The following is a 20,351-nucleotide window of genomic DNA, read 5'->3' as shown; positions in this document are numbered from 1 at the left end:
CCCGCCCCCGGGGGGGGGGGGGGGGGGGGCGCCCGCGCGGGGGGCCCCCGGCCCGCCCCCCCCCGCCGCCCCCCCCCCCACAGGGGACGCCCCGCCTACTCCGTGCGGATCCCCTCCGGGCGCGTCATGCGCCACAGCGGCGGGAGACTGAGGGCGGTCACCAGGAGGACCACCGCGCCGCCGACGCCGGTCATCACCGCCACGGACGTCCAGTCGAAGTGCACCGGCCGGCTCACCATCTGGAGCAGCACGGCGCCGAGTGCCAGACCGGCGCCGCAGGCCAGGACGAGACCCAGGACGATCGGGACGGCGGTCTGCCACAGGACCGAGAGGCTCAGGGTGCGGCGGCGGGTGCCGAAGGCGACCAGGGCGGCGAGGAGCTTCCTACGTTCACGCAGCTGCTCCACCTGGGCGACGAAGAGGCTGGCGCCGATCAGCAGCAGGACCGCGGCGGAGCCGATCAGGAGGCCCTTCTTCACGGCCGCGAACCGGCCGTTGACCTGCACCGCCTTGAGGGACATCGGCATCATCAGCGGATGAGCCCGCGCCACCGTGTTCCGCACGTGCTCCTCCGCGTCCGCCACCGAGGGGTCGATGGTGACGAAGGTGCTGTAGCGCAGGATGTCCAGCACCTCTGCCGGCAGTGCGCCCGGGGTGGCGATGAGGCCCGCACGGGTGAAGCCGGTGGGGTCCGGGCGGGATGCGACGGTCTTGATGTCCATCGGCACGGTCCACACGATCTCCGCGCCGCGCACTCCGGCATCGGAGGACGGATCGATGACGACCTCCCGGCCCGGCTTCGACACCTCTTGCGGCTGCTCGGCGTCGGGCAACAGGAACGCCTCGCCTTCGGCGCACGTGTCCAGCACCGCGACCTCGCGCAGCGAGGCACAGTCCCCGACCGTGACGGATCGGTAGCTCTCCGGGTTACGGGCCTTCTCGCCGACTCCCGCACTGCCGAGGGAGATCGCCTTCCTCACGCCCTCGGTGGAGGCGATCTGCGCGGTGATGCCGGGCATACGCGAGGGCTCCACCTGCGACGGCGTCAGCACCTGGAGCTGCGCCCGGTCCGTGTCAATGCCCGTGTCCGTGGCGTAGGAGCTCTCGATGCCGGTGAACAGGGCGTGCAGGGCGATCGCCCCCGCCACGGCGACGGCGATGCCGTTGACCGGGCGCACCGCGACACCACTGGCCAGCTGGAGCCGCCGGACCGCGAGCTGCCAGGAGACCGAGCCGGCGCCGAGCCGGTTCACCGCGACCTCGACCAGCCAGGGCAGCAGCGCGGTGACCCCTACCAGCAGCAGGACGACACCGCCGCTGACCTGCCACTGGTTGAACTGCTCCCTCTTGCTCTGCCCCATCATCGGGTAGAGCAGGGCCAGCCCGGCCAGCGGCATCGCCAACCGCCACCACAACCGGCGCCGGGGCGGTTTCGACGTACGGACCACGCCGAGGGGTTCGATCACGACCCCGCGCATCGCGAACAGGGTCACCGCCACCGAGGCGACCGGCACGGCGAAGACGACGAGCAGAGCCAGCGCCGGGCTGACGGCGATGTCGACCGGATACATCCGGGTTTCGCTGATCGGGAACGCGGCCACGAACTCCCGGCCCACGGCGAAGAGTACGGCGCCGACGAGCACGCCGAACACGGCACCGCTGAGCGCCTCCCCCGCCGCGATCCTGCGGACCGTGGCCGCGTCGGCGCCGACCAGGCGCAGCGCGGCGAGGCGCCGGTCGCGGCGCTCGCCGCCGAAGCGGACGGCAGCGGCGATGAAGACGGCCACCGGCAGCAGCAGGACCACGCAGGTGATCAGTATCAGCAGCAGCAGGACCGGGTCCCAGGGTTCCTGCGGCTCGGGGTTTCCGAAACCGGCGATCCGCACGACGAAGCCGTCGCCGGCCTTCATGACGTCGCTGCCCGCGTAGTACGCCAGCTCGGCCGGGCCGCGCAGGCCCGGCTCCGCGATGGTGGCGACCCGCTTGTAGGGGAGTCGGGGTTCCAGCAGCCGCTTGCCCTCCGGGCTGTCGAGCAGCGCCGCCAGCGCTGGGGAGACCACCATCTCGCCGGGGCCGGGCAGCCGGGCCAGACCCGGCGGCAGCACGGGCCTGGAGCCCTCGGCACGCACCATCCGGCCGAAGACGTTCTCGCCCTTGTACGTGCTGTGGGTGTCGGCGACGAGGAGGGTGTCCTCGGCTGCCTTGTCGGTGGAGAGGTAGGTGCTGCGGTTGCTCTCACGCTCGCTCAGGGCCTCCTTCGCGGCCGGGACGGCGGTGGTGAACAGCAGCAGCGCCACTGCGAGTCCGACACCGAGGGCGGTCAGCAGCGTCCGTATCCACCCCTCCCGGCCGCCGGTCACCGCGAACTTGGCGCCCATCGCGAGGTCCTGCGCCCAGCCGGTACCTCTGTTGGTGCGGACGCTCACAGGGCGGACTCCATGTCACGCGACTTCCCGTCGCGTACGACGATCTCCCGGTCGGAGTAGGCGGCGACCCGTGTCTCGTGCGTGACGAGGACCACCGCGGCATCGGTGGAACGGGCCGCATCGGTCAACAGCCGCATGACAAGCTCACCGTTGAGGGAGTCCAGCGCACCCGTGGGTTCGTCGGCGAAGAGGACCTTGGGGCCCGTGACCAGAGAACGCGCGACCGCGACACGCTGCCCCTGGCCACCGGACACCTCACCGGGCCGCTTGTGACCGAGGTCGCCGACCTCCAGCCGCTCCAGCCAGACCCGCGCGCTGCGCTCGGCGTCCTTGCGCTTGACGCCATTCAGCCGCAGCGGCAGCGCGACGTTCTCGACACAGGTCAGCTCGGGCACGAGCTGACCGAACTGGAAGACGAACCCGAAGTCACTGCGCCGCAGCGCGGAACGCTCGGCGTCACTCATCGCGGTCAGGTCACGCCCCGCATAGGTGATGGTCCCGCTGTCGGGAGTGACGATCCCCGCGAGGCAGTGCAGCAGTGTCGACTTCCCGGAACCGGAAGGGCCCATGATCGCGACGATCTCACCGGCACGTATCGAGAACGCGGCGCCGTCGAGCGCGGAAGTCGGCCCATAGGACTTACGCAGAATTTCGGCAGTGAGCAGCGCACCGGCGGCCATCATCGGCGCACCTCCTCGGCGAGGCCATCAAGGCGCACGGCGGTCAGTTCCAGCCAGCGCAGGTCGGCTTCGAGATGGAACAGGGCGTGGTCGCACACGAGTTTGTCCGCGAGGTCACCACGGAGCTTGCGGTCGGTGAGGACTCGCATCAGACGCAGGTGCTCCGCCCGCTGGATGTCCAGCAGTTCGGCGGCGCTGCGCCCGGACATCAAGGCGAGGACGACCTTGGTGTAGAGCGTCGACTGGAGATACGCCTCGGGCTTCTCCGGAGTCGTGAGCCACTGCGTGACATCGGTGACCCCCGCGTCCGTGATCGCGTACCGCTTGCGTTCCGGACCCTCGCCCGCCTCGACGCCATCGACCTCGACAAGGCCGTTCTTCAACAACCGGGACATCGTCGAGTAGACCTGCCCGTAGTGCAGCGGCCGGTCATGGCCGAACCGCTCATCGAAGGCCTGCTTGAGACCATAACCATGACGGGGACCGGACTCCAAGAGCCCTAGCAGAGTGTGACCAATGGACATGCCTAGGACTATACACTCCCTGTATACACATCATGCATACAGGGAGTGCGCAGTGCCCGGACCGGCACCATCCTCACTGGTCAGCGGGCCATGCCACAGGTTTACGCAGGTCTCTCGCACGACATGGCGATTCAGCCCCGCCCATCACTCTGCGCCATCACCGGCCGCGACCCGGCCACGACCCCGTGGGGGAACCACCCGAACAGAAGGAGCGGCACCCCCCGGCCCGCCGGGGCGGCGGGGCGTCCAGACGTCCGGGCGCCCGTCGGCGCCGGGCAATCGGGGAACGGAGGCCCAACCCGCTGGACAGCTCCGGCAGCTGGCGGCTCACCGCCTCCCACTGGAGGAGGTCGTCGAGGAGTTCACGCAGCGGGCGGTGGAGCGCGCCCCGCGCCTGCGAGGACCCTCACACCCGCCTCCCGACCGGGTGCCGCTCGCCGTGGGAGCTGTCGAGCAGGCCGGGCCGGGCCCAGCCGCCGATCTTCGCCGCCCGTTTCCGTCCGGACTCCGCCGGCGGCCACCACCCGGCCGCCGCGGTCACGGCCGCTGTGCTGCGAAGGAATGCTCAGCAGCGGGTCAGCCGGACGGCGAGGCCGTCCTGCCGGTGGACCGCGACCGCGCGGTACTGGGCCCCGGGCTCGTCGGTGACGACCGCCACCTCGGCGAACTCGCCACGCAGGGAACGGCACGCGATCACGGGCAGCACGACGTCGTCGGCGAGTTCGCGGGTGTCGGCCGGCCGAACGGTGAGCTTGGCGCCCGCGCCGAGCGTCACCCGTCCGGCGACCTCGACGGCGGCGGCGTGCCGGTGGTGGAGGGTGACATCGAGACGGGTTCCGGCGGCCTGCAGGTGGTCGCCCCGCACCCGCACCGCGCCCCGGTCGGCGTCCAGCCGCAGAGTGCCCCCGCGTACCTGGACCTCGCCGCGCCCGAGCGCGTCGCGCGAGCCGGCGGTGAGCACTCCCGCCTCGACGGACGTGCCGCCGGTGTAGCGGTTGGTGCCGGTCAGGGTCAGCGCCCCGGTCCCACGCTTGGTCAGGCCGCCGCAGCCGTCGATGTCGTTGCGCCAGGCGTCGGCCGCGGCGAAGCCGCCGTCGCCGGCGTTCATGGTGACGGTGACGGCCTGCTCGAACGCGCCGTAGCCGTCCGCCGCGGCGAACAGGTTCAGCCGTCCCCACATCTCGGGGCCGTCCAGCAGGACGTACCCGGAGGGCAGCGCGGTGGTGCGCAGCACCTCGCGGCGCTGGGCGGCGTCGAGGTAGGGCAGGCGGGTCTCGAGCAGCACTTCGGCACCCTTGGGTACGGCCATCGGCAGCTCGCGGCCCTGACGGTGCAGGACGTAGGTCAGCCGCGGGGTGACCTGCCGGGCGTTGGCCTCGCGGTCGGCGTACGGGTCGCCGTCCGGCCCGGCGGAGTGGGCGAAGGCGTACAGGGTGTCGGCGGTGGTACCGGTCCGCGCCTGGAGGTAGGCGGCGGCCTGGGCGCGGGCGGCGGCCTTCAGGGCGGCGTTGCGCGGGTCGGCGAGGGCGGCCGCGGCGAGCGCGGTGGCCAGGGTGCGGCCGCCGACGACGTCCAGCGGGGAGTGCATGCCGGAGACGATGCGGGTGTGGCTGAGGTCGAAGGCCCGGGCGACCAGTTCCTGGAAGCGCTCGGGCACCGCGTACGCGAGGGCGAGCGCGGCGAGGTGGAAGGCGTTGGTGTGCCCGCTGACGAAGCCGCCGTCGTCGACCGGGGAGGTGTTGCGCTGGCGCAGCAGCTGCGGGGCGACGACCACGTCGCTGGCGTAGACCGGGAAGCCGAAGGCGTCGGTCCGGCCGGTGTCGACGACCTCGCTGTTCTCGGTCATCCGCCACGGGCGCGGGTACTGGTAGGAGTACTTGGCGGGGTTGCCGGAGGCGTACGGTCCGCGCACGGCGTTGACCAGCAGGACCACCTGCCCGAGGTCGGAGTCGACGGCGCCGGCCCCGAGCGCGGAGCCCGCGGGCGCGCCCTGCGGTACGGCGTCGTCCACCTTGGCGGGCGGAGTGGAGTCGGGCGCCGTGGTGATCGAGGTGACCGCCCTGGCGCCGGTGCGGTACGCGTCGGCGAGCGGGCCGAGGCCGGCGATGACGGCGTAACTCTGGTGCTGGCGGTCGTAGATGAAGGCCTCGCGGGCCTGCGCGCCGGTACGCCGGGCGGTGATGGCGGCGCAGTAGCGCATGTTGGCGCGCAGGACGTCGGCCATCAGCGGGGTGCCGGTGTTCCAACTCGTCCCGGTCTTCCAGACGCGGTTCATCCCGGTCAGGATGCGGACGGCCGCGTTGCCCTCCGGCGTCAGGTTCGCCATGGTGTTCGTCGTGTAGTCGTCGACGAAGGCGAGCGCCGCCGGGCTGCCGGGGCTACCGGCCGGGGCCGCCGCGGCCTGCTGCGGGCCGGCCAGCAGGCCGAGGGCGGTGGGTGCGGCGAGGACGGCGGCTGACGCACCGGCGGAGCTGCGGAGGAAGCGGCGGCGGTCCATGGCGTTCTGGGGGTTCATGCTCGTCTCTCTGCGACGTCGGGCCGGGGGCCGGGTGGTGTTCGGGGGTGCTGGAAGTCTTCGGTACGCGGGCGACGCCGGGTGGAACGAGCTGGGTGACGGGCGTGAACGGCCATGAATGTGAGCGTTAACAGTCTGGCTGTGCGGGGATGCAGGCCACCGGCCCGGGTGGCGGCCCGGGCCGGTGAGCGGGTGGCGCGAAACGTGGGCGGATCGCTCAGCGCCGGGTGAGGATGAACCCGAGCTTGTCGACCCCGTCACCCGCGCGGCCGGTGAATCCGGCGATCTGCCAGCCCGCCGGGGCGGTGCGGGTGACGCAGTCGGAGGTGGTGGTACCGCCCGCCAGCGTGCGTCCGAGGCTGGTGGTGAACTTCGCGGAGAAGATCCGGGTGTGGCCGTTGTACGCACCCTGGCACAGGGTGGCGGAGGCCAGGTACTCGTCGCCGCCCAGGGTGAGCGAGGAGGCGGTGCCGCCGGACCCGCCGTGGCTGAGCGCGGCGCCACCGCCGAGGGTCAGCCCCACCTGGTCGACGCGGGCACCCGCCCGGAGGCTGACCGTCACGGCCCGCGCCCCGGCCGGGACGCGGTCGATGTCGGTGAAGAAGTCGCCGTGCGGGCCGCCGAACTGTTCGCTCGCCTGGTATGCCGGGTTCTGGCTCCAGGCGAGTGCGACGGCGATCGGGTCGTGGTCGGAGAGCATCCGGCCGGAGCCGTCGAGGAAGTCGGCGTGCTTGTCGGCGTACGAGGTCGCGGTGAGCGAGAGGAGCGCGCTGCCGCGGTAGAGCACCTTGTCGACGACCTCACAGGTGTCGGTGATCGCGTCCTCGTCACACAGCAGCGGGTCGGCGCCGCGCGTCGGGGCCACCCCGCCGCGCTCCAACTGCACCCAGGCGTCGGTCAGTCGGTTGTCGGACGCGAACTGGGCGATGGTGTCGTCGGCACGGGTGTAGCGGGTGTTGGTGTCCCCCATCACGACGACGGCGTTGCCGGCCGAATGCGTCCGGACGAAGGCGGTGAGCTGGGCGAGGTTGGCGGCGCGGGCGGCCTCGTCACCGGCCGAAGTGCCGGCGTTGGCATGGAGGTTGTAGAGATCCACGTACACGCCCTCGGCCAGCCGGACCCGCAGGAACGTGAAGCCCTTGGGCGTCAGGCAGTCGCCCGAGTCGAGTTGGCAGTCGTTCCACTTCACCCGCTCGAAGTCGTCGGTGTCGTACGCGAGACGGGAGAGCGTGTTGAGTCCGCTGCCGATTCCGGCCCCGCCGCTGGTCGGCGTGCGGTACGGGTGGGCGTCGGCCGCATAGAGCGCGGCGTGGTAGTTGAAGTCCTCCTGCACGTTCACGAGGTCGTACGGGACGAGGCGCTGGCCGATCGCGGTGGTGCTGCTCTGCCGGTCGGTGGAGGCGCTGGAGAGCACCTGCGGCAGCCCGGCGACGTTGTACGTGAGAACGGACAGCGACCCGCCGGCGGTCACCTGCGCGGACTGCGACGCCTGCGCGGTGGGCGCGTTGAGGACACCGACGGCGGCGGTCGCGGTGAGCGCGCCGGTGAGGACGGTGAGGACGGTGCGGAGGAGTGAACGGGGGCGGCGTGGCTTGGGCATCGGGTGCTCCGATCGGAGGACGGCCGCGGGGATCCGGCGCCCGGAGCGTATGTGCGGCGGCGTGTTCGCGTCAACAATGTCGCGACCTGCTCAACTGGCCTCTGAGCTGCGCGTCTACGGGAAATCACCGGGCCGTCGACGGCCAGTATGTTAACGTTCACAGGCCGTTCTCCGCCCGGGCCGACAGAACGGTTCTGACGGGCCTGGCCACCCGTCAGCAACCAGCCGGACGGGCGGCCCTGCGTCGTCCCGAGCGGTTCCGCGACGCTCCCGACGAACAGTACGGCCCGGTCCTCGTCAGCGTCGAAGCCTTCGAGAACCGGGCCGTGCGGTCACCCTGGAGCGCGAGTCACCGCACCTGCGGGCGAATTCCGCGAGTTACGTACGAACTTCGAGCAGGTCGGGGGCCGGGGCCGAGCCGGGGACCGGTGCCTGCGGTGGCGTGACCCGCCCGTGGCCGAGTAGCGCCGCACGGGCAGCCTCGGCATCGAGGACGCCCTCCCAGCGGGCCACGACGAAGGTGGCCACGCAGTTGCCGAGCAGGTTGGTGACCACGCGCATCGTGTCCATCAGCCGGTCCGCCGCGAGCAGCAGGGCGACAGCCCCGACGGGGACGACGTGCAGGGCCGTCACCGTGGCGGACAGTGCCAGGAAGGCCGAACCGGGAATGCCCGCCATGCCCTTGGAAGTGAGCATCAGCACCAGCACGGCGGTGATCTGCTGCCCGATGCTCAGGTGGACCCCCACGGCCTGGGCCATGAAGGGCAGCGCGATGGCCAGGTAGATCGATGCCCCGTCCAGGTTGAACGAGTAACCAGTGGGAATCACGAGCCCGGTGGTCGACTCCGGGCATCCGGCACCGCGCAGCTTCTGCATGATCCTCGGCATCACCGACTCGCTCGACGCGGTGGCGACGGCCAGAGTGAACTCCTCCCGGGTGAAGAGGAGGAACCGCCACAGACTGAGCCCCGTGAGGAGTTTCAGCAGAGCGGCCAGCACCAGAATGAACAACAGTGCGGCCCCGTAGCAGGCGGCGATCAGCTTCGCGTACGAGGAGAGGGCGTGCAGGCCGTACTGGCCGATGAGATAGGCGGCGGAGCCGAATGCGGCGATCGGGGCCAGCTTCATGACATAGCCGACGACCTTGAACAGCACCTCGGCGGTCTGGTCCATGAGACCGAGCACCATGGGCGCTCGCTCCTGCCCCACGTGCAGGATCGCCGTTCCGCACAGGACCGCCAGCAGGAGCACCTGCAGCACCTTGTTCTCGACGAACGCATCGGCGGCGCTGGTCGGGATCAGATCGAGCAGGAACCCCACGACGCCGGGAAGGTGCTTGCCCGCCGTCTTGGCGTCCACCGCGCCGGCATCGAGAACCGGATGCCCGTCAGCGAAGCCCGCACCCGGTTGCACCACGTTGCCGACGATCAGGCCGAACAGCAGAGCGGCCGAGCTGACCACCTCGAACCAGATCAGCGCCTTGACGCCGATCCGTCCGACGGACTTCAGATCGCCCGCCTTCGCGATGCCCAGCACCACGACACAGAAGACCAGCGGCGCGATCAGCATCTTGATCAGCTTCAGGAAACCGTTCGCGACCTGCTGGAAGGTGCTCGCGGACGCGGGCCACAGCTCGCCCACAGCCGCTCCGAGGACCAGCGCGAGGAGCACGTGCAGGAACGGCGAGCGCAGCAGGGCGGCCGCCCTGCCACTGACCGCAGGGGGGTCGTACGCGGAGTCGGCCACGCGATCCACCTTCCATTAATTCCGCATTGCGGAAACTTGATTCTGAAATCAGCTTGCCGCTTGCGTGTTTCCCACCTGCTTCACCGTCGTTGCAACCAGGTTCGGCATCGGCCGATGTGCGTAACCGAACACGGACGACCCTGCGGTCCCGGTCCTGCCGCTGGAGAGGCCGCGCCACCCGACGGAGAGGAACACCGATGGCGGCAGCGAGGTGCGGATCACCGCCCCCGGTCCGGGCCGACCCGCCACTTCTACCTGCCGCCCGGCGCACAGCCGACGGAGGTCGACGCGCGGCAGCCGGCCGCGCGCAGCTCGGTACCCGGGACGCACCGGGCTCGGCGGATCTGCCGGCTGCCGAGCCCCCGGAGCTCAGCACGATCTGTCCGTACAGGACCTCGCCGGGCTGGAGCACACCCTCGCGCTAGCTGACGATGCCGAGGTCGTCCCCGCCACTGTTCTCCGTTGACCACGTCGAACGGCGGAGCAGCGGGACGCAGCCCCCCTGCGTCATGGTCAGTACTTGTAGTGGTGGGGCCAGCAGGACGAGACCCCGTGCGAGCGCGGCGGATCAACATTGGGGAACAGCCACCCGGCTTCTTGCCCCCTGCGTTGTTAGCGTTAACAATCTCCCAAGGCGAAACGACGACGCCACCTGCCGCGTGACCAGCTGACCCGACCGGGTGCCGGCGCCTCCGAGGAGAGCGCCGGCGCCGCCTTCTTCTCTGCCCGCACCCAGGAAGCACCCCCCGATGAAAAGCTCATGGCATGCACTGCTGGCGTCCGCGATCGTGGCGGCGACGACCGTGCCCGTCGCCCTGGCGCCGACCGGCGCCGTCGCGGCCGACGGTGACATCACCTCGTCGATCCTCGCCAACAGCGACGTGATCCTCGGCGGGAACGCCGTCGTGAACGTTCCGCCCGGGACGCACACCTACTCGGGGGTGATCAGCGGGCAGGGGTCCTTGCGGGTCTCCGGTACGGGCACCTTGATCCTCACCAAGGACAGCACCTTCACGCTGCCCGGCTCCCAGCAGGGCCAGTCCGTCAGCATTCCCGGCGGGAACCACCCCTATGTGGTCCTCAGCAACCCGGACCGGCCGGCGATCATCGTCGACGCCGGCGCCACCCTGCAGTACGGCAGCGGCGGAGCCACCGGCCTGATCGGCGCCTTCCCCTACAACTCGCCCGGCTACCAGCAGAACCAGGACAACATCCGGGTGGACGGCACACTGAACCTGTCGCTCACCCGGCTGTTCAATCTGGGCACCATCAGCGGCTCCGGAACGATCGTCCAGCCCCGCAACCTGTGGGGGACGCTGCAACTGTGCGGAAGCAACCCCTTCTCCGGGGTACTCGACATCGGCACCGGCGCCAACTACGCCAGCACCACCTGCGCGGCCGACCTGCCGAACGCCAAGGCCGTCCTCAACCGCGGCTCATGGATCATCGACACCCCGCTGAACCAGACGGTCGTCCAGCGCCAGAACTTCTACAGCCGTGAATACGGCAACGACGTCAACGTCCACTCCCGGCCCGGCAGCAAGGTGGTCCTGACGGGCACCTACAGCTACAGCGACAACACCGACACGGCCTCGCCGACGCTCAGCAACGGCAACCTCAACTGGGTGACGGTCGCACACCGGTTGAACAAGCGCGGCACCAACATCGAGGGTGCCGACGTGCAGTGGGGAGACGGCACCACCCACCAGATCTTCATGCCGGGCACGGCCGAGACGGCGTACATCAACCTGCACGCCAAGTCGCAGCGCTCACGGCTGACCTTCAACTACAACGGCCCGGTCACCCTCGGCCTGCCCATCGGCGGGGGGATGTACCACGACACCCTCGCCACTCCCGGGGCGGGCGACATCGTCATCGCCGGCACGTCCGGGAACGACGTGACCTTCGCGGCGGCGCAGTTCTACGACGGTTCCACCACCATCCTGCGGAATGCCACGCTGCGCCTCGGATCCGGGACGGCAGGAGCGGACGGCAGTCTCTACACGAAGGGCACTCTCGCCGCGATCAGCGACGACGGGTCGCTGATCATTCAGAACGTCCGGACGCCCATAACCCTGCCGGCGGTGTCCGGCTCGGGATCGGTCACGCAGAACGGCACCGCGACGACGACTCTGACCGCCGCCTCCTACACCGGCGCCACCACCGTGGCCAAGGGAACGCTCGCGGTGGCCGGCGCGTCGCTATCCTCGTCCAGCGGGGTCGCCCTCACCGATGCGTCCGCGGTCCTCGATCTCGGCGCGGCGACGTCGACGACGCTGCGCAAGGTGGAGGTCGTCACGGGCGCGAAGATCATTCTTCCAGGCGCAGCCAAGAGCTTCACCGTGGGCTCCCAGGACGCCGCGCTCTCCGGCGACACGCTCAGCGTGGGGGGAACGTCCTTCTCGATCGCCCGTACGGCGGGTCGCATCGAGCTGACGGCCGTGCCGGCGGCCACCGAAACAGCCTCGCCGTCGGCGAGCTCCGCGGCCGAGCCTGCCGGCCGAGCCAGCGAGTCGGCCTCGGCGGCACCCACCGCCGCCACGGCCGCGGCGCCGGCGGGCGGTGCGCTCTGGGAGACGCCGGCTGCGGTCGGCGCGGCCCTGGCGGCCACGGCCGGTGTCGTCCTCCTTGCCCTCAGGATCCGGCGCAGGCGTAGGCCCATCGGCCGCCGCCGTCGGCACGGCCGCTGACACCGGCCCGCCAAACGCGTTTCGCCCGGGGCGGTCGCGTCCACGACGGTCCTCCGTTGTGAGGCCCGCCTGCCACGGCCCCCGGTGCCGGTCGGTTCACCCGCACGCGCGGCTCAACCGACCGGATGCTGCTACGCGCACCGGAAGCTGGGGACCGTGCCGCTGGGACTGGGGTGACTCCCCCCCCCCGACCTCTCGGGCCGGGCCGGCCGAACCGCCACAGTCAGCCCCGACCAGTGACAGACGGGGCCGCACGAGATCACGGTCGTGAAACTCTTGTTGACGCGCCGGAGCCCTGACCGGCATCGTTCCCATCTGTTCGGACACATGATCAGCAGAACGGCGTCTCGGAGTGATCTCGATCCCGCGTACCAGGCGTGCAGCCGTGGCGGCCGGCCTAGCCCTGACCCTTGTCGTCGCCGCTGCGAGCGTGCGGGCCGGTGGCGGCAGGACGGGGGCGCGGGCCGACGGCGCGGCCCCCACGGCTACGGCGAGCCCCCACGAGCGACTGCAGTCCATGACCGGAGCGATCCTCCTGGAGACGACCCAAGCCGAGTTCCGCAAGGCCGCCTCGGTGACGATGACGGGCTTCGCTCTGAAGGACGGACATCGCGCCACCTTCGCCGTGTCGGCCGACCGCGCGGGCAGTTGCACGGTTACCTCCACCCAGGAGGGACAGGGCCCGAGCCGGGTCCTTCAGGTCCGGGAGGAGACCTTCGTCAGGATGGACCCACAGGCGTTCGCCCTCGAGTGGGGCGCCGCGACCGCGGCCAAGTTCGGTGGGCGCTGGGTCCGCCTGCCCCCGGGGCGGAAACTCGACGATGTCGGCGGGTTCTGCGACCTGATGACGGTCCCCGTCGTCGGCACCGCGGACCCGGCCGAGCAAGCAATCTCCGGCGGGGGGCTGTCGGTGGGCGGGACGAGGACCGTGAGCTTCCTCGTCACGGGCCCGGACAACCCGCCGTTCCTTGGCTACATCGCCGCCGAGGGTCCGCCACGTCCCGTGCGCGTGGAGTCGCAGGCCTACGACTTCCAGGTCGACTTCAGCGACTACGACGTGCCCGTTCGGGTGACCGCTCCGGCCGCCGACCAGGTCGTCGACCTCGCGGCCCTGACGGAACAAATCCAGTAGCCGCACCCCGAACGCGGGCCCGCCGAGCCCGGTGTGTGCGGTGCTGCTGGCGACGACCGGGTCCTGGGCACCGAGGAGGCACTCCTGCTCCCGCTCGGCGCACAGCCACTGGCAAGAGCGGCCATCTCCCGGGAGGAGCCCGGCCTGACGGGGAGCATCTCGCACGGTTGGACGCTGCGGAGACAGCGATCAACTCGAGGGCGGTACATGCGCGGGTCCGGCTTGTTGCAGCCGAGCATCGCGGAGATCGCATACGCCTCGAAGAACCGCCCGATCCCCAGTCCCGCGTGAAGGTCGGGCAGATTGGGCCAGGCATCCGACACCACCGCCATCCGCACGCCCCGGCGGCTGAGCTCGCAGGGTGCCCACGACCTCCGGATAGGTCTCCAGGAGCGTGGCCGGCGGGACCTCGCGGCGCAAGCCGGCGAGGAGTTCCGAGGTCGGGTCCACCCCCACCTCACGCACCATCAGCCGGTGGTAGTCGTCGGGCTCAGGCTCAGGCGACGAGGCCGCGAGGAAGCGGTCGCCTGCGGCGATGGCTGCCGCGACCTGTTCCGACGTGATCGAAGGCACGTGGGCGAGAACGGTCTGCGGTGGTGATGTTCTGGCCGGTGGGGACCGGTTCGGTGAGCTTGACCGGGACGAGCGTGCTGGTGCAGCCGAAGAGGTCGGTGGCGGCCTGGTCGGGGAGGTCGCCGGCCCGGCGGACGGCGCGTCCGCGCGTCCTGGCCCGGTACTCCCCCGCCAGCGCCTGCGCGATGTCGGCGAGCTCGCCCGCGCCGGGGTCTTCGACCAGGTCCGCGCCGAAGGACACCAGCTCGGCCGCCGGCTCGGTGGATCAGCGGGCGATCGAGATCGCGAAGGGCGCGAATCCGGCGGACCGGATCACGTGCGGCACGAACAGTATCGCGGCCTCCGTGGCGCGGGCGGTCTTGATCCCGCCGAGGTCGGTGATCCACTCGGTGCGCCAGCCGAGGTCGGTGAGCAGGTCGCGGACGGTCTGCTTGGCCTGCGGGTCCTCGCCGGAGAGGAAGGCGTCGGGCGCCTGGGTGAGCATGGCCGGTGCGGTCATCACCGGGAAGAGCATCGTGTTGAGGGTTTTGACGACGCGCGTGTCCGGGAGCGCTTCCTGGATCTGCTCGGCGAGGCTGGAGCCGGGGTGGAGCAGGTCGGCGGGCAGTCCGTCCGGTCCGTCGGTGGTGGCGTTGGAGACGTCGACGAGGATCTTGCCCCGCAGTTCCTCGCGCAGGGCGACGAGCCGCTCCAGCGAGCCGGCGCCGGGGGTGGCGTTGATGACGACCTCGGCGGTCCGGGCCGCGCCGGCGGCGGCGCCGGGCGAGCGGTCCGCCACCGTCACCTCGTGTCCCGCCCGGGCGAGGGCGGCGGCCAGGTTGCCGCCGACGCGGCCGTTTCCGAGTACTGCGATCGTGGTCATGGTGAGGAGTTCCTTCCGTAAGGGTGGGGTCGTGGCGTGCGGTCAGCGCGAGAGCGTGGTCACGGCTTCGGCGTGGATGCCGGGGGCGGTGGCCAGGAAGCTCTCGCTCTGCGGGGTCCAGGGGCGGCCCTCGGCGTCGGAGACGCGTCCACCGGCCTCGGTGACGAGCAGCGCTCCGGGCAGCAGGTCCGCGCGGGCGCCGGCGAACTGCCAGAAGGCGTCGATCCGGCCGGCGGCCACGTTCGCCAGGTGCAGGGTCGCGGGCACGGCGGTGCGAACGACGAGCGCGTCGAGAAGCATCGCGGTGATCGAGGAGCCGACGCGCCGCACCACCGTCTCGTCCTCGTCCGGCCGGGCCTGGCTGGTGGCCACGATGCTCAGGCCGAGATCCGTGGTCGGGGAGACGTGCAGCGGCCGGCCGTCGAGGTGGGCGCCCGCCCCGGTGAGCGCGGTGTAGGTCTCGCCGGTCAGCGGAACGTGGACCACGGTCAGTACCGGGCGGTTGTCGCGCACAAGGGTGGCGGTGACCGCCCACTCCGGCAGGCCGTGCAGGTGGTTGACATTGCCTTCGGCCGGATCCACCACCCACCATTCCCCGGACGGCAGCGCCCCGCCGTCGAGCTCGTCCTCCACCCACCGGGCTTGCGGGCGCAGCTGCGTGAGGCGGGGCCGCAGGATCTCCAGGGCCGTGTCGTCGTTGACGGCGAGCGCGCGCATCAGCTCGTCGCGGGTCCGGTAGCGGACCACGTCGCCGAAGCGCTCGCGCAGCGCGGAGCCGGCCTTGCGCACGGCGATCGCGGTCTGGCCGAGCAGGTCGGCGTCGGAGGCGGCGAGGTCAGTGGTCTGAAGCATTTCGGACATGGTGAACTCCCTTTTGATGAGGGGGTGATGAGGCCGTTCGGGCTGAACTGTGCGCTCTGTTCAGCGCCTCTGGTCTCGAAGGTATAGAGCCCAATGATTAACTTCAAATGCATGTCAGGAACGCCTAGAGTTACTCACATGCAATTGGATTTGAATCTGCTCGCCGCGCTCGACGCACTACTGGAGGAGGGCAGCGTGGCCGGCGCGGCCGCGCGCCTTCATGTCACCGCCCCCGCGATGAGCCGCAGCCTCGGCCGGATCCGGCGCACGACCGGGGATCAGATCCTGGTGCGCACGGGCCGGACGATGACACCCACGCCGTACGCGATCGCCGTACGGGCGCAGGTGCACGAGCTCCTGCAGCAGGTCCAAGGGGTGCTGGCACCGAGCCGTGAACTCGATCTGGCGACGTTGGAGCGCACCTTCACGCTCCGCTGGCACGATTCCCTGGTCGCCGCGAGCGGCCCCGCGCTGCTCGCGGCCGTGCGCGCCCAGGCACCGGGAGTGCGGCTGCGTTTCGTCGCGGAATCGAGCACCGACACCCCCGGGTTGCAGCGCGGCGAGGTCGACCTGGAGGCGAACGCCAACCGCCCGGGCACACCGGACATCCGTGCCGAGAAGGTGGGCGAGACCCACCTCGTCGTCGCCCTGCGACAGGGGCATCCCCTCACCCGCGACCGGACTATCACCGCGGAGCGGTTCGCCGCCGCCGAGCACATCACCGTCTCCCGGCGCGGGAACTTCGGCAACGCCCTCGATGACGCCCTCGCCCGGCTCGGCCTCACCCGCCAGGTGGTGGCGACCGCGCCCACCGAGGCCGCCGCGCTGGAGTTCGCGCGCGACTCCGATCTCCTGGTCAGCGTCCCCGAAGCCACCACCCGCCGCGCGGTCACCGACCTCGGCCTGGCCGTACTCCCCCTGCCGCTCGAACTACCGTCGGCACCCGTCTACCTGTCATGGCATCAGCGCTACGACACCGACCCCGCCCACGCCTGGCTACGCGGGCAGGCGCGAACCGCACTGACGATGGGCAAAGCGTCGTCGTGATCGGTGCCGTCCAGGACCCCGGCGGCCTCACCTCACCAGGACCACCTGCCACGACGACCGGGGCCGGGTCACCAGAACCACCCAGCCCGCGTCCACCGTCACCGGCGCCGGAGCCACCGTCACCGACGCCGGAGCCACCGTCACCGGCTACAGAGGGTGCTCCAGCACTGGCCGCGGAAGCGCCACCAGATCGGCCCGGCGGCGCAGCAGCGGCATGATGGCGGCCACGTGGCGCAGCAGGCCCTTGGGGGTCGGCCTTCGCCCTGGCCTTCCTCTGCTCCGAGGCGAGCTTGTGGTTCAACCAGCCCCTGGGTGGTCGACCGGTCTACCAGTCGACCGTTCCGTCGCTCCGGAGCATCGGCCGGTAGGCCGTTCCGATCCAGTCACGGTCGTCGTAGTGCGCCATCGCCTGGGTGATGGCGTGGAGCCACGCGGCGAGGCCTGGCCAGCCGACGAAGTAGGCGGAGTCGTCGTGCGGAGCCCGGCCGAGGTGGTTGTGCCACGGACCGGGACCAGCATGAATGAAGTGTTCGTCGCCGTCGCCGCCGGCGAACGGCACCCACAACGTTCCCCACCACGGATCATCCTGCTGGTCCGGATCGTCAGCATCCCAGATACTCATCCGCCTGTCGCGGATCTCGACGATCCTCTCGGTGGAGTACATGGGGCCGCACGGGAGGACCCCGACGGACGAACCGTCGCCGTTGTGACAGAGCAACGACTCCCGTAGATCAGCGGGCATCGGGAATCCGAGCCGCTCCTCCGCTCTGCTGATGGCTTCGGGCGATGCGGGCAGCTGGAGTTCGGCCAGACTGGTCGGCGCGTGCTTCGCCAGCCAAGCGTCAATGAAGGTCCAGGACTCAGTCACTGAAGCGATCACCGGGCTGATGCCGATGCGTGGAGGCTCGATCATGGGTCATAGTCTCGCAGGACGCTGTGACCCACAGTGTTCCGGGGAATCCGATTTGTCAACATCATGCCTGTGTGAGCAGTTCCGTCGTCCACTCTCGCTGCTCAGCGGTGTCTGGGACAGCAAGCCCACGAGCTCGTTCGATCCGGTTCCAGGCGGTGTCGGGATCGATGCCGTTGAGGATGAGGAGTGCGGCGGCGAGGAGGGATGAGCGTCCGATGCCGGCTCGGCAGTGGGTGACGATGTGTGCGCCTTCGTGCAGTTGCTCAGCGAGCCTGTGCAGGGTGGGCAGGATCGTGGTGAGGTCGGGGACGGTGCGGTCGGGGATGGGTATCGCGATGAACTGCAGCCCGGCCGTGGCGGCGGTCCGGGGTTCGTCTGCGAGGCCGAGTTCGTCGAGTTCGGGTCCGGTGAGCGCGCAGACCAGGACGTCGACGCCGAAGTTCTTCAGCGCGGCCATCTCGTCTTCGAGCCAGTCGTTGCCGCGGGGTCTGGCCATGGTGCTCAGTTGTCCCGGGCCGGGGAGGTCGATGGTGAAGAGGGCGGGTCGCATGTCAGCAGCACTTTCGGTCGGTGGAGTCAGGTGGTGATCGGACGGTCAGGGACAGGGGCCGGCCGGGTTCGGCGCGGATCTCGCTCGGGATCGGGCCGGCCGGGGTCGCCACCTCGGAGAGGCGATCGAGCAGGCGATCGAGGGCGCTCTGGCCGTCGTCGACGGCGGCGTGTGCCTCTTCGGTGAGCGGAATGCTCACGAGCATGCGCTGCAAGTCGGCCTTGGCTTCGACGAGTTGGGCTTTCGTCGATTCCTTGGGGGTGTAGAAAACGCAGCGGGCGCAGGCCATCCGGTGCCGGCACTGTTCGAAGAACGAGTAGGAGCACGGCCCGTGACCGGGATCGTAGTACCGCCATGGTTCACCGGTGGCCGCGGCCCCGGAGGTGACGGCGTCGCGGTCGACCAGGACTTCGATCGTGCGGACGTTGCGGGCGAAGTAGCCGGCGTCGTTGCAGGGCCCTGGCCAGGGTATTCGGGGTGATCTTCGCGTAGTGGGCGGTCGCCTCGGGAGTTCGGTGGCCGAGCCATTCCTGCAGTTCGAAGAGGGTCATGGGCTCCTTGGCGTTGTGGAGCCGGCTGGCGATGGGTGGACCGGGTCCGGTGGCTGGTGATGTTGCCGCGGACGTCTGCCGTGGGGACGCCGGCCTTGCGGCAGAGCATCGAGGTGATCGCCGTGTTGAGGTAGTGCTTGGCGACCCGGCGGCCTCGGAGCACGGGAAGAAGCCTGCTCGGCGCGCAACGGCTCGCAGGCACTTGACCGTTGAGGTCGGGTGATGAAACCGTCCGCAGGTGACCAATACTGCGGGGGGACCGCTCTCGGCCCGGCCGGACGACCGAGCCGCATCCGTTCTGCGCTTCGCGGTGGAACTCCTCGCCTGGGTGGCGACACCCTGGGCGCTGGCCGGCCACTCCTGGCTGCTTGCCGCTCTGTCCGTGGTGCTCCTGGTCGGCCTTCCCACATGCTTCTCCACACCGGGTGACAAAACGCAGGTGATCATCGCAGTACCGGGATGGGTCACGATCCTTCTGGTCCTGCTCCAGCTCGCCGCCGCCGTCGTGTCCTCATGGCTGGCCTGGCCCGTGTGGGCGGCCGGCCCCGTGACGCTACTGGCCGCCGCGGCCCTGGTCACGGAGCGCCGACGCTGGCGGTGGCTGCTCTCCCGCGACGAACCAACTCGTCACCCCCGGCACTCATCCGCCAACTGAGTCTCCCGGTCGCGGTCGAGGCACTGTGACCGAGGGATTCGGGTTCGCCGGTTGAGCAGATCAGCTTCTCACCCCACCCTCTCCCCTTCGGCGGGAGGAAGACCGCTGGTCAGCGCCCGGACCGATCTCTAGGCTGAGCGAACGGCCCACGGGAGAACGTCTTATGTCTGCCTCTCCTGCCGAGCCTCCTACAAACAGCCCCACGACAGGACAAGGCAACGGATCTGTCCGCGCTGTTCGGAGCCCATGATCCACGCAGGTTCGGCATTCGCTGCGCCCCGGCGACGAGACATTGCTGCCTGGCGCACTCTCACAGTGCTGCTGAACGCCGGCGTGGGCTTCCACAAGAGCTGCTGCGGCGGCCCTGGATACCGGCCCCGAACGTTGCGCGGCGTACGCGAGCGGATGACGGACGACTCCGGAGCGGGGCGCAGCAGTCGCTGGAGCTGGTCGGCGCGACCTTGAGGACGAGCCAGCGCACCCAAACCCGGAAGACCTGGCCCGGGAAGACCGCCCGGCCGGCCCGCAGCAGGCACGTTCGCCGACCGGGCGTGGGCGTCCCCCGACCGGAACGCCACCTGGTTCGCGTCGACGGCGGTGAACTGCGCCCAGCCGGCCTTCTAGACCCGTACTTCGCGGGTCGTTGATTCGTATGGTGTGACCGGTCCGGGAGTGTCCCGGACCGGTCGTATGGCGTTGGTCCGGATGTGTCGATGACTTCCCGGCCCCCGCGGCCACGGTCCCAGCGTCAGCGTCTTGAGTGCGTGGTGACGTCCGTGGTGGAGAAGCGTCTGGGCGCTCTGCCTGTCGCTGCCGAGTTTCTGCGCCGGCTGGATGTGGCCGGGATCGTCGATGAGGTGTGCCCGGGCGGCGCAAGCGCCCATCTGACGCACGGACAGGCCATCGAGGCGCTGGTGGCCAACCGGCTGACCTCGCCCGCACCGCTGGTGCGGGTCGGGGACTGGGCCCGGACCTGGGCGGTGGAGGAGGTCTTCGGCATCACACCGGACCTGCTCAACGACGACC

General features: G+C 70.6%; 17 protein-coding genes and 1 pseudogene. 6 read left to right on the top strand and 12 right to left on the bottom strand.

Annotation, left to right across the window (positions count from 1 at the left end; translation table 11 throughout):
* Nucleotides 1–95: 95 nt before the first annotated feature.
* From AB0J08_RS37485 to AB0J08_RS37460, 6 genes are all read right to left on the bottom strand, one after another.
* Nucleotides 96–2,378: an ABC transporter permease gene (locus tag AB0J08_RS37485; protein WP_360643269.1), complete on the bottom strand. Its 2,283-nt coding sequence runs from the start codon at nt 2,376–2,378 to the stop codon at nt 96–98.
* 44 nt (nt 2,379–2,422) lie between these two features.
* Nucleotides 2,423–3,109 carry an ABC transporter ATP-binding protein gene (locus tag AB0J08_RS37480; RefSeq protein ID WP_360643260.1) on the bottom strand — a complete coding sequence of 229 codons (687 nt, stop codon included), beginning with the start codon at nt 3,107–3,109 and terminating at the stop codon, nt 2,423–2,425.
* Complete coding sequence (locus tag AB0J08_RS37475) at nt 3,106–3,630, bottom strand: PadR family transcriptional regulator (RefSeq protein ID WP_360643257.1); 525 nt, start codon at nt 3,628–3,630, stop codon at nt 3,106–3,108. The genes AB0J08_RS37480 and AB0J08_RS37475 overlap by 4 nt, the downstream gene beginning before the upstream one ends.
* Before the next feature lie 565 nt (nt 3,631–4,195).
* Nucleotides 4,196–6,145, bottom strand: coding sequence for a phosphatase PAP2 family protein (locus tag AB0J08_RS37470; RefSeq protein ID WP_360643255.1), 1,950 nt, complete (start codon nt 6,143–6,145; stop codon nt 4,196–4,198).
* A 217-nt stretch (nt 6,146–6,362) separates the two neighbouring features.
* A complete protein-coding gene (locus AB0J08_RS37465) occupies nt 6,363–7,745 on the bottom strand; it encodes an endonuclease (RefSeq protein WP_360643252.1) in 1,383 nt (460 codons plus the stop codon).
* Between the two features lie 378 nt (nt 7,746–8,123).
* Nucleotides 8,124–9,416 carry a cation:dicarboxylase symporter family transporter gene (locus AB0J08_RS37460; RefSeq protein WP_360643249.1) on the bottom strand — a complete coding sequence of 431 codons (1,293 nt, stop codon included), beginning with the start codon at nt 9,414–9,416 and terminating at the stop codon, nt 8,124–8,126.
* Nucleotides 9,417–10,240: 824 nt separating this feature from the next.
* Between AB0J08_RS37460 and AB0J08_RS37455 the strand changes: the two genes are divergently transcribed.
* Complete coding sequence (locus AB0J08_RS37455; protein ID WP_360643246.1) at nt 10,241–12,181, top strand: autotransporter; 1,941 nt, start codon at nt 10,241–10,243, stop codon at nt 12,179–12,181.
* Nucleotides 12,182–12,698: 517 nt separating this feature from the next.
* A complete protein-coding gene (locus AB0J08_RS37450; protein WP_360643243.1) occupies nt 12,699–13,313 on the top strand; it encodes a hypothetical protein in 615 nt (204 codons plus the stop codon).
* A 496-nt stretch (nt 13,314–13,809) separates the two neighbouring features.
* Here AB0J08_RS37450 and AB0J08_RS37445 read toward each other — a convergent pair whose 3' ends face one another.
* Genes AB0J08_RS37445 through AB0J08_RS37435 form a run of 3 tightly spaced genes read right to left on the bottom strand, consistent with a single transcriptional unit; the run spans nt 13,810 to nt 15,609 of the window.
* Nucleotides 13,810–14,127: a hypothetical protein gene (locus tag AB0J08_RS37445; protein ID WP_360643240.1), complete on the bottom strand. Its 318-nt coding sequence runs from the start codon at nt 14,125–14,127 to the stop codon at nt 13,810–13,812.
* Between the two features lie 24 nt (nt 14,128–14,151).
* Nucleotides 14,152–14,748, bottom strand: coding sequence for an NAD(P)-binding domain-containing protein (locus AB0J08_RS37440; protein ID WP_360643237.1), 597 nt, complete (start codon nt 14,746–14,748; stop codon nt 14,152–14,154).
* A 42-nt stretch (nt 14,749–14,790) separates the two neighbouring features.
* Nucleotides 14,791–15,609: a 3'(2'),5'-bisphosphate nucleotidase CysQ gene (locus tag AB0J08_RS37435; protein WP_360643234.1), complete on the bottom strand. Its 819-nt coding sequence runs from the start codon at nt 15,607–15,609 to the stop codon at nt 14,791–14,793.
* Nucleotides 15,610–15,747: 138 nt separating this feature from the next.
* Between AB0J08_RS37435 and AB0J08_RS37430 the strand changes: the two genes are divergently transcribed.
* Complete coding sequence (locus tag AB0J08_RS37430; RefSeq protein WP_360643231.1) at nt 15,748–16,656, top strand: LysR family transcriptional regulator; 909 nt, start codon at nt 15,748–15,750, stop codon at nt 16,654–16,656.
* A gap of 325 nt (nt 16,657–16,981) precedes the next feature.
* On the opposite strand, the gene AB0J08_RS37425 is transcribed toward AB0J08_RS37430, so the two are convergent.
* The 3 genes from AB0J08_RS37425 to AB0J08_RS37415 form a co-directional block, all read right to left on the bottom strand.
* Nucleotides 16,982–17,569: an SMI1/KNR4 family protein gene (locus tag AB0J08_RS37425; RefSeq protein WP_360643228.1), complete on the bottom strand. Its 588-nt coding sequence runs from the start codon at nt 17,567–17,569 to the stop codon at nt 16,982–16,984.
* 61 nt (nt 17,570–17,630) lie between these two features.
* Nucleotides 17,631–18,119 carry a protein-tyrosine phosphatase family protein gene (locus AB0J08_RS37420; RefSeq protein ID WP_360643225.1) on the bottom strand — a complete coding sequence of 163 codons (489 nt, stop codon included), beginning with the start codon at nt 18,117–18,119 and terminating at the stop codon, nt 17,631–17,633.
* A 1-nt stretch (nt 18,120) separates the two neighbouring features.
* Nucleotides 18,121–18,408 (bottom strand): hypothetical protein, encoded by a 288-nt coding sequence (locus tag AB0J08_RS37415; protein ID WP_360643222.1) that lies wholly within the window; start codon nt 18,406–18,408, stop codon nt 18,121–18,123.
* 500 nt (nt 18,409–18,908) lie between these two features.
* Between AB0J08_RS37415 and AB0J08_RS37410 the strand changes: the two genes are divergently transcribed.
* The 3 genes and pseudogenes from AB0J08_RS37410 to AB0J08_RS37400 form a co-directional block, all read left to right on the top strand.
* A complete protein-coding gene (locus tag AB0J08_RS37410) occupies nt 18,909–19,325 on the top strand; it encodes a hypothetical protein (RefSeq protein ID WP_360643219.1) in 417 nt (138 codons plus the stop codon).
* A 144-nt stretch (nt 19,326–19,469) separates the two neighbouring features.
* Nucleotides 19,470–19,790: pseudogene (locus AB0J08_RS37405) on the top strand (hypothetical protein); the annotation flags it as partial.
* A gap of 311 nt (nt 19,791–20,101) precedes the next feature.
* The coding region (locus AB0J08_RS37400; RefSeq protein ID WP_360643218.1) for a DUF4277 domain-containing protein at nt 20,102–20,351 on the top strand (250 nt) is incomplete at its 3' end.

This window comes from Kitasatospora sp. NPDC050463, from assembly GCF_040655255.1.
GTDB lineage: Bacteria > Actinomycetota > Actinomycetes > Streptomycetales > Streptomycetaceae > Kitasatospora.
Note: the sequence above shows the minus strand (reverse complement) of the source record. Positions and strands in the feature narration are given on the sequence as shown.

Coding starts and splice junctions, on each gene's coding strand:
- AB0J08_RS37485 (WP_360643269.1), bottom strand. CDS start 2,378: ATGGGCGCCAAGTTCGCGGTGACCGGCGGCCGGGAGGGGTGGATACGG.
- AB0J08_RS37480 (WP_360643260.1), bottom strand. CDS start 3,109: ATGATGGCCGCCGGTGCGCTGCTCACTGCCGAAATTCTGCGTAAGTCC.
- AB0J08_RS37475 (WP_360643257.1), bottom strand. CDS start 3,630: ATGTCCATTGGTCACACTCTGCTAGGGCTCTTGGAGTCCGGTCCCCGT.
- AB0J08_RS37470 (WP_360643255.1), bottom strand. CDS start 6,145: ATGAACCCCCAGAACGCCATGGACCGCCGCCGCTTCCTCCGCAGCTCC.
- AB0J08_RS37465 (WP_360643252.1), bottom strand. CDS start 7,745: ATGCCCAAGCCACGCCGCCCCCGTTCACTCCTCCGCACCGTCCTCACC.
- AB0J08_RS37455 (WP_360643246.1), top strand. CDS start 10,241: ATGAAAAGCTCATGGCATGCACTGCTGGCGTCCGCGATCGTGGCGGCG.
- AB0J08_RS37450 (WP_360643243.1), top strand. CDS start 12,699: ATGACCGGAGCGATCCTCCTGGAGACGACCCAAGCCGAGTTCCGCAAG.
- AB0J08_RS37440 (WP_360643237.1), bottom strand. CDS start 14,748: ATGACCACGATCGCAGTACTCGGAAACGGCCGCGTCGGCGGCAACCTG.
- AB0J08_RS37435 (WP_360643234.1), bottom strand. CDS start 15,609: ATGTCCGAAATGCTTCAGACCACTGACCTCGCCGCCTCCGACGCCGAC.
- AB0J08_RS37430 (WP_360643231.1), top strand. CDS start 15,748: ATGCAATTGGATTTGAATCTGCTCGCCGCGCTCGACGCACTACTGGAG.
- AB0J08_RS37425 (WP_360643228.1), bottom strand. CDS start 17,569: ATGATCGAGCCTCCACGCATCGGCATCAGCCCGGTGATCGCTTCAGTG.
- AB0J08_RS37420 (WP_360643225.1), bottom strand. CDS start 18,119: ATGCGACCCGCCCTCTTCACCATCGACCTCCCCGGCCCGGGACAACTG.
- AB0J08_RS37415 (WP_360643222.1), bottom strand. CDS start 18,408: ATGGCCTGCGCCCGCTGCGTTTTCTACACCCCCAAGGAATCGACGAAA.